This is a genomic window from Halomonas sp. (assembly GCF_031581305.1).
Taxonomy (GTDB): Bacteria; Pseudomonadota; Gammaproteobacteria; order Pseudomonadales; family Halomonadaceae; genus Halomonas.
In genome coordinates, this window is record NZ_JAVLBC010000168.1 from 1 (window position 1) to 7,084 (window position 7,084).

General features: G+C 68.8%; 7 protein-coding genes and 1 pseudogene. 4 read left to right on the plus strand and 4 right to left on the minus strand.

The genetic code is table 11. The annotated features are described in order from the left end of the window. Positions 1-287 (plus strand): annotated as a pseudogene (locus RI841_RS12870) (C-type lysozyme, inhibitor); the annotation flags it as partial. 42 nt (positions 288-329) lie between these two features. Here RI841_RS12870 and RI841_RS12875 read toward each other — a convergent pair. Both RI841_RS12875 and RI841_RS12880 read right to left on the minus strand, forming a co-directional pair. Further along, positions 330-1,394 (minus strand): metal-dependent hydrolase, encoded by a 1,065-nt coding sequence (locus tag RI841_RS12875; protein WP_310706010.1) that lies wholly within the window; start codon positions 1,392-1,394, stop codon positions 330-332. Positions 1,395-1,463: 69 nt separating this feature from the next. Then, positions 1,464-2,003 (minus strand): DNA-3-methyladenine glycosylase I, encoded by a 540-nt coding sequence (locus RI841_RS12880; protein WP_310706011.1) that lies wholly within the window; start codon positions 2,001-2,003, stop codon positions 1,464-1,466. 78 nt (positions 2,004-2,081) lie between these two features. Between RI841_RS12880 and RI841_RS12885 the strand changes: the two genes are divergently transcribed. Continuing rightward, a complete protein-coding gene (locus RI841_RS12885; protein ID WP_310706012.1) occupies positions 2,082-2,534 on the plus strand; it encodes a DUF411 domain-containing protein in 453 nt (150 codons plus the stop codon). Positions 2,535-2,551: 17 nt separating this feature from the next. Next, entirely contained in the window at positions 2,552-2,992 is a 441-nt protein-coding gene (locus tag RI841_RS12890) for a VOC family protein (RefSeq protein ID WP_310706013.1), read from the plus strand. 29 nt (positions 2,993-3,021) lie between these two features. On the opposite strand, the gene RI841_RS12895 is transcribed toward RI841_RS12890, so the two are convergent. Next, the gene (locus tag RI841_RS12895) at positions 3,022-3,426 is read right to left on the minus strand and encodes a DoxX family protein (RefSeq protein WP_310706014.1); all 405 of its coding nucleotides are present in this window, start codon (positions 3,424-3,426) and stop codon (positions 3,022-3,024) included. Between the two features lie 96 nt (positions 3,427-3,522). On the opposite strand from RI841_RS12895, the gene RI841_RS12900 reads away from it, so the two are divergent. Beyond that, positions 3,523-3,972, plus strand: a complete 450-nt coding sequence (locus RI841_RS12900) for an META domain-containing protein (protein ID WP_310706015.1) — start codon at positions 3,523-3,525, stop codon at positions 3,970-3,972. Between the two features lie 73 nt (positions 3,973-4,045). Here RI841_RS12900 and RI841_RS12905 read toward each other — a convergent pair whose 3' ends face one another. Further along, complete coding sequence (locus RI841_RS12905; protein ID WP_310706016.1) at positions 4,046-6,892, minus strand: valine--tRNA ligase; 2,847 nt, start codon at positions 6,890-6,892, stop codon at positions 4,046-4,048. Between the last annotated feature and the right edge of the window lie 192 nt (positions 6,893-7,084).

Genomic DNA, 7,084 nt, shown 5'->3' on the forward strand with positions numbered 1-7,084 from the left:
GCAACGAGCCGGGCTGGATCGTCAATCTGGCCAATGACCGGCCCCAGGCGACCCTGGTGCTGGACTATGGCAAGCGCGAGATGACCCTGCCCTACCGCGTGACCACCCTGGACAACGCCGAGGGGCGCATGATCCTGGCCAGTGGCCGGGCCGACACGCCCTTCGAGCTGCGCCTCGAGGCGCGGGCCTGCTTCGACAGCATGAGCGGTCAGCCCTTCCCGGCGCGGGTCACCCTGAGCATCGGCGGCGAGCAGTATCGCGGCTGCGGCCAGGGCATCGCGCCCTGAGGAGCCGCTGACAGCCATCTCCGCGAGCATCGATTCCGGTCGTCAGCACTGTCCGGGTGTGCCGACCAGCCACTGGGGGGACACGAAGTCGCTGGTGCAGAGCTCCGGCGCCGGACTGAGGATGCGGGATCCCAGTCGGGAGAGGGCGTCCCGATTGCCGCGGGCGGCGGAGGGCAGCTGCTCGGAAACGCCGACCGGCTGCCAGTCGTCGTCGCGGGTGGCCAGGGTGAAGGCGAAGGGGTGGAAGCCCGGAAAGCCCAGTCGCAGGTCGGTGGCCACCAGGGTCTCGCGACCATCGAGGTAGCGGGTCTCGTAGCGAAGGAAAGGACCGGCGAACCAGTCGAGCCGCCGGCCGTTGGCGCTTTCGAGCGCCAACGACTCCCATTCGGCGCCGCGGGCATAGGTCTCCAGCGAAGGGCGGCGGTCGCCGTCGAGCACCCCTACCAGGGCCTCATGGTGGTGCGCGCCGTCGGCCACGGTGACCCGCCACAGCAGGATGTTGAAGGGGGTCGGCTGGACCAGCCGCGGTGCCTGCTGCAGCCCCTGCTCGGCCAGCACCGGGGCGATGCGCGCCTCGACCAGCGACTTGGCCCCGACGGCGAACACCAGGTAGGCACAGGAGAGCGCCAGCCCCCAGCGCGGCGCCCGCTGCGCCCTGCCGGTGACCAGCGCCACCCCCACGCCCACCAGCAGCGGCAGGCTGTAGAGCGGGTCGATGATGAAGACGATGGGCCAGGCCGCGGGACGTACCTCCAGCGGCCACCAGAGCTGGGTGCCATAGGTCGTCAGCGCGTCGAGCAGCGGGTGGGTCAGCAGGATGAGCCCGAAGAAGAGCCCCCAGCGGCGCAGGGAGATGTCCCGTGCCGGGGCGAATCGCGCCGAGAGCAGGGCCAGGGCGGTGGCCAGTCCCGCCAGCACGAACAGCGAGTGGGAGAAGCCGCGGTGCTCGGTGACGTTGGCCACGGCATCGCCGTAGTCGATGACCACGTCCAGGTCGGGCAGGGTGCCGAGGGCCGCGCCGAGGAGGACCGCCTTGCGGCCCAGCCGACGGCCGAGCACGGTGCCGCCGATTGCCGCGCCCAGGGCGGCCTGGGTAATCGAGTCCATCAGGGGTCCTTGGTCAGCGGTAAGCCTTTCCTGTGACGCCCGGGTATGCCGGGGGTTCCCCGGGGGCGTTCAGTCGGGCCGTGCCCAGGACGGCCTCGCGGCCAGGATGCGTGCCTGCACCGGGCAGTCGTCGCGGTGGGCGCCGGGCAGGTAGCCGGTGCTCAGCAGCAGCTCGCCCACGATCTCCGGGCCGGTGAAGCGGAAGGTGCGCCGGAAGAGGCGCACCCAGGCGGCATGCTCCAGCGGGTGGTGGTGGTCGAGCCAGGCGCGCAGGCTGCCGTGCTCGGCCTGCAAGGCCTGTACCACCCCGGCATTGTGAATCACGGCATCGACCTTGAGACGGTTGCGGATGATGCCGGCATCCGCCAGCAGCCGCGCCCGCTCGGCCTCGCCATAGCCGGCGATGCGGTCGATGTCGAAGCCCTCGAAGGCCGCCCGGAAGGCCTCGCGCTTCTTCAGCACGGTGAGCCAGGAGAGCCCCGCCTGGTTGATCTCCAGCACCAGGCGCTCGAAGAGCGTGCGGTCGTCGTTCACCGGGAAGCCGTATTCGTGGTCGTGATAGGGCCCGTGGAACGGATGCCCGGGGGCCAGGTCGCAGTAATGGCTCATGCTGTCACTCCGGGGTGGCAGTGGGGCCGGGAGATGGCCGACAATCATGCCGATACCTTATACCGGGGAGCGCCCGTCATGACATCACCGCTACGCCTGACCCTCGCCGGCGCCCTGCTGGCCGCCATCGCCATTCCCGCCTGGGCCGAGCCGCCCGTGGTGGAGATGCACAAGGACCCGAACTGCGGCTGCTGTACCGCCTGGGCCGAGCGCCTGGAGGTCGCGGGCTTCACGGTCACGCAGCACGAGACCCGCGACATGCGGGCGGTGAAGATCGAGCATGGTGTCTCGCCCGAGCTTGCCTCCTGCCACACCGCGGTGGTGGACGGCTACGTGATCGAGGGCCATGTCCCGGCGGCCGACATCCGTCGCCTGCTGCACGAGCAGCCTGACCTGGCGGGTCTGGCGGTCCCGGGCATGCCCCATGGCTCCCCCGGCATGGAGACCGGCCGCCACGACGACTACGCGGTGCTGGGCTGGCGTCATGACGATCGCACGCCGGCGATCTTCTCCGAATACACCCACGACTGACACGACAGGAGTTCCTCATGCAGTACCTGCACACCATGGTCCGGGTCAGCGACCTCGACGCCTCGCTGCACTTCTACTGTGACCTGCTCGGCCTGACCGAGGTGCGTCGCAAGGAGAACGAGAAGGGCCGCTTCACCCTGGTCTTCCTGGCGGCCCCGGAGGACGAGGCGCGCTCCGCCGAGCTCAAGGCGCCGGAACTGGAGCTGACCTGGAACTGGGACCCGGAGGAGTACACCGGTGGGCGCAACTTCGGCCACCTGGCCTATCGGGTGGACGACATCTATGCCCTTTGCGAGCACCTGCAGGCGAATGGCGTGACCATCAACCGCCCGCCCCGGGACGGCTATATGGCCTTCGTCAGGAGCCCCGATGGCATCTCGGTGGAGCTGCTGCAGGCCGGCGATGCCCTGCCGCCCAAGGAGCCGTGGGCGTCGATGGAGAATACCGGCACCTGGTAAACGCCGGGGCAGACGGCCGAGTGGCAGGCTCAGTCGGGCCGCCAGGCCATCCGTCCGCTGCCCAGGAAGACCAGCGCCAGGGCGCCGAACAGGAAGAAGCCCTGGAGCTCCAGGGCCCAGCCACCGTTGCCGCTGAAGGTGGAAAGTTCGCCCATGTGCACCAGGAAGATGGCCACCACCATGTTGGCCGCCATCAGCAGCCCCGCCACGCGGCTTCGCCAGCCGATCAGCGCCATCAGCGGCGCCACCACCTCGCCGACCAGCACGCCGTAGGCGAGCACGGTCGGCAGGCCCTGGCCGGCCAGGGTGTTGCCGATCCAGGTCAGGCTGCCCGGGTTGAGCAGCTTGGTCAGCCCATGGGGCAGCAACAGGCCGGCCACGGTGAGTCGCAGGATCAGCTTGCCGAGGGCATCGTTGTGGAGCGCGTGAAGCATGCGGGGCCTCATGGGGGAGCGGGGGAATTGTCTCGTTGCCCCGGCTGGGGCAAGCTTGGTGCCTGGGCAATCGCCTCATGCCTCAAGGAAGATACCATGATGATCAAACCGTTACGCAACACGCTGCTGCTCGCGGCTGGCGCCCTGCTGCTGGCCGCCTGCAGCAGCCGCCCGGCTCCCCAGATCGACGACCCCACGGCCCGGCTCGAGGGGCCGGTAGTCGACCAGCGCTGGAACCTGCTGCTGGTGGGCACCAACGAGCGTCTCGAGATGCCGGAGCGTCCCCATTTCGTGATCGACCGCGATGGCCGGGTGAGCGGCAGCGACGGCTGCAACCGACTGACCGGTCGGGCCGCGCTGGGCGACAACAATGGCATCACGTTCTCGGACCTGGCCACCACCCGACGCGCCTGCCCCCGGGCCGAGGACGCCGCCCGGGTGACCGGCATGCTGGAGAACGCCTACCGCTACCTGATCGACCACGACCGGCTGGTGTTCTTCGGCCCCGACCAGCGGGTGCTGGGCGGCTGGCGACGCGTCGACTGACCGATAGCGACCGAGCCTGAACGACAAGGACCCGCCAGTGGCGGGTCCTTGCGGCTCGGGGCGGGGTCAGCGATCAGAGCGCGGCGATCTTGTCGCGCTGCTCGACCAGCAGGCGGCGCGAGGCCTTGAAGTCCGCGAGCTTGCCGCGCTCCTTCTCGACCACTGCCTCGGGGGCCTTGGCGACGAAGCTCTCGTTGCCCAGCTTCTTCTCGATGCCGCCGATCAGCTTGTCCTGCTTGTCGATCTCCTTGGCCAGGCGGGCGAGCTCGGCCTCCTTGTCGATCAGGTCGGCCATGGGCACCAGCACCTCCATCTCGCCCACCAGCTGGGTGGCCGACAGCGGGGCCTGCTCGGGGTCGTCGAGCCACTCGACGCGCTCCAGCTTGGCCAGCTTGGCGAGGAAGGGGCGGTTGGCCGTCAGGCGCTCACGGTCGGCGGAGCTGCCCTTGGTGAGCAGCACCTCCAGCGGCTTGCCCGGGGCGATGTTCATCTCGGCGCGGATGTTGCGCACCGCGACGATCACGCCCTTGAGCCATTCGATATCGCGGGTCGCCGCCTCGTCGACCTTGCTGTCATCGGCCTGCGGCCAGGGCTGGACCATAAGGGAGTCCCCCTCGGCCTGGCAGGTGCCGGCCAGTGGCGCGACGCGCTGCCAGATCTCCTCGGAGATGAAGGGCATCATCGGGTGGGCCAGGCGCAGGATCGCCTCCAGCACGCGGACCAGGGTGCGGCGGGTGCCGCGCTTGGCCTCCGCGGAGGCGGCCTCGTCCCACAGCACCGGCTTGGAGAGCTCCAGGTACCAGTCGCAGTACGCGTTCCAGACGAAGTCGTACAGCGCCTGGGAGGCGTGGTCGAAGCGGAACTCTTCCAGGGCCCTGGTCACCTGGGTCTCGGTCTGCTGCAGGCGCGAGACGATCCAGCGGTCGGCCAGGGTCAGCTCCACCTCGCCGCCGTCGACACCGCAGTCTTCTCCTTCGGCATTTATCAGCACGTAGCGTGAGGCGTTCCACAGCTTGTTGCAGAAGTTGCGGTAGCCCTCCAGGCGGCCCATGTCGAACTTGATGTCGCGCCCGGTGGTGGCCTGGGAGAGGAAGGTGAAGCGCAGGGCGTCGGTGCCGTGGGGCTCGATGCCCTCGGGGAACTCGGCGCGGGTGGCCTTCTCGATCGCCCGGGCCTTCTGCGGCTGCATCAGGCTGCCCGTCCGTTTCTGGACGAGGCTCTCCAGGTCAATCCCGTCGATCAGGTCGATGGGATCGAGCACGTTGCCCTTGGACTTGGACATCTTCTGGCCCTGGCCGTCGCGCACCAGGCCGTGCACGTAGACCTGCCGGAAGGGCACCTCGCCCATGAACTTGCCGGTCAGCATGATCATCCGCGCGACCCAGAAGAAGATGATGTCGAAGCCGGTGACCAGCACGCTGGAGGGGTGGAAGGTCGCCAGCTCCGGAGTCTCTTCCGGCCAGCCCAGCGTGCCGAAGGTCCAGAGCCCGGAACTGAACCAGGTGTCCAGCACGTCCTCGTCCTGGGTCAGCTCGACCTCGGCGGGAAGGCCATGCTTCTCCCGGGCTTCCTGCTCGCTTCTCGCCACGTAGACGTTGCCATCCGAGTCGTACCAGGCGGGGATGCGGTGGCCCCACCACAGCTGGCGAGAGATGCACCAGTCCTGGAGGTCGCGCATCCAGGCGAAGTACATGTTCTCGTAGTTCTTCGGCACGAACTGGATATCGCCCTTCTCCACGGCCTCGATGGCGGGCCTGGCCAGTTCTTCGACGGCCACGAACCACTGGTCGGTGAGCAGTGGCTCGATGACGTCGCCGGAGCGGTCGCCATAGGGCAGGGTGTTGCTGACCGTCTCCACCTGCTCGAGCAGGCTGGCGGCGTCCATGTCGGCGACGATGCGCTGCCGTGCCTCGAAGCGGTCCAGGCCGGCATAGGCCTCGGGCAGGGTCGGGTCAACATCGGGCAGCGGCCGGCCCTGGATGTCGAAGGCCTCGGCACGGGCGAGGATGGCGGCGTCCTGGGTGAAGACGTTGATCAGCGGCAGGCCCTGGCGGCGGCCCACCTCGTAGTCGTTGAAGTCGTGGGCCGGGGTGATCTTCACGCAGCCCGAGCCCTTCTCCATGTCGGCATGCTCATCCGCCACGATCGGGATACGGCGGCCTACCAGCGGCAGTTCCACGAACGTGCCGACCAGCGACGCGTAGCGCGGGTCCTCGGGGTTGACCGCCACCCCGGTGTCGCCGAGCAGGGTCTCGGGACGGGTGGTGGCGACGATCAGGTGATCCTTGCCGTCGTCGGTGGTGACGCCGTCGGCCAGGGGGTAGCGGAAGTGCCAGAAGCTGCCCTGCTGGTCCCTGTTCTCGACCTCGAGGTCCGAGATGGCGGTGTGCAGGGTGGGGTCCCAGTTGACCAGCCGCTTGCCGCGATAGATCAGCTCCTCCTCGTGGAGGCGCACGAAGACCTCCTGCACCGCCCGGTAGAAGCCGTCGTCCATGGTGAAGCGTTCGCGCGACCAGTCGACGCTGGCGCCCATGCGGCGCAGCTGGCGGGTGATATGGCCGCCGGACTCCTGCTTCCACTCCCATACCCTGTCGATGAAGGCCTCACGGCCCAGGTCGAAGCGGGTCTTGCCCTCCTCGGCGGCGACCTTGCGCTCCACCAGCATCTGGGTGGCGATACCGGCGTGGTCGGTGCCCACCTGCCACAGGGTGTTGCGCCCCTGCATCCGCCGCCAGCGGATCAGGGTGTCCATGATGGTGTCCTGGAAGGCGTGGCCCATGTGCAGGCTGCCGGTCACGTTGGGCGGCGGGATCATGATCGCGTAGGGCGTGCCTTCGCCCGAGGGGGCGAAGCGGTTGTCGGCTTCCCAGCGCTCGTACCAGCGGGATTCGATCTGCTCGGGTTGGTAGGTCTTGTCCATGGGCGTTCCGGGTCGAGGAGGTGGCACCGACCCATGGCAACTCGCCTCGGGGGGCTGCCAGGGTGCCGGGGATGCTGAAAAATGGGCCCGATTATAGCGTGATGCCGGGGGAGGCGTCAGCCCGCCTGGCCCTTGAGCTGTAAGCGGTCCACCAACCCCACCTTCTGCGGCGTTAGTCAGACCGGTAGAGTG

Coding starts and splice junctions, on each gene's coding strand:
- RI841_RS12895 (WP_310706014.1), bottom strand. CDS start 3,426: ATGCTTCACGCGCTCCACAACGATGCCCTCGGCAAGCTGATCCTGCGA.
- RI841_RS12885 (WP_310706012.1), top strand. CDS start 2,082: ATGACATCACCGCTACGCCTGACCCTCGCCGGCGCCCTGCTGGCCGCC.
- RI841_RS12905 (WP_310706016.1), bottom strand. CDS start 6,892: ATGGACAAGACCTACCAACCCGAGCAGATCGAATCCCGCTGGTACGAG.
- RI841_RS12890 (WP_310706013.1), top strand. CDS start 2,552: ATGCAGTACCTGCACACCATGGTCCGGGTCAGCGACCTCGACGCCTCG.
- RI841_RS12880 (WP_310706011.1), bottom strand. CDS start 2,003: ATGAGCCATTACTGCGACCTGGCCCCCGGGCATCCGTTCCACGGGCCC.
- RI841_RS12875 (WP_310706010.1), bottom strand. CDS start 1,394: ATGGACTCGATTACCCAGGCCGCCCTGGGCGCGGCAATCGGCGGCACC.
- RI841_RS12900 (WP_310706015.1), top strand. CDS start 3,523: ATGATGATCAAACCGTTACGCAACACGCTGCTGCTCGCGGCTGGCGCC.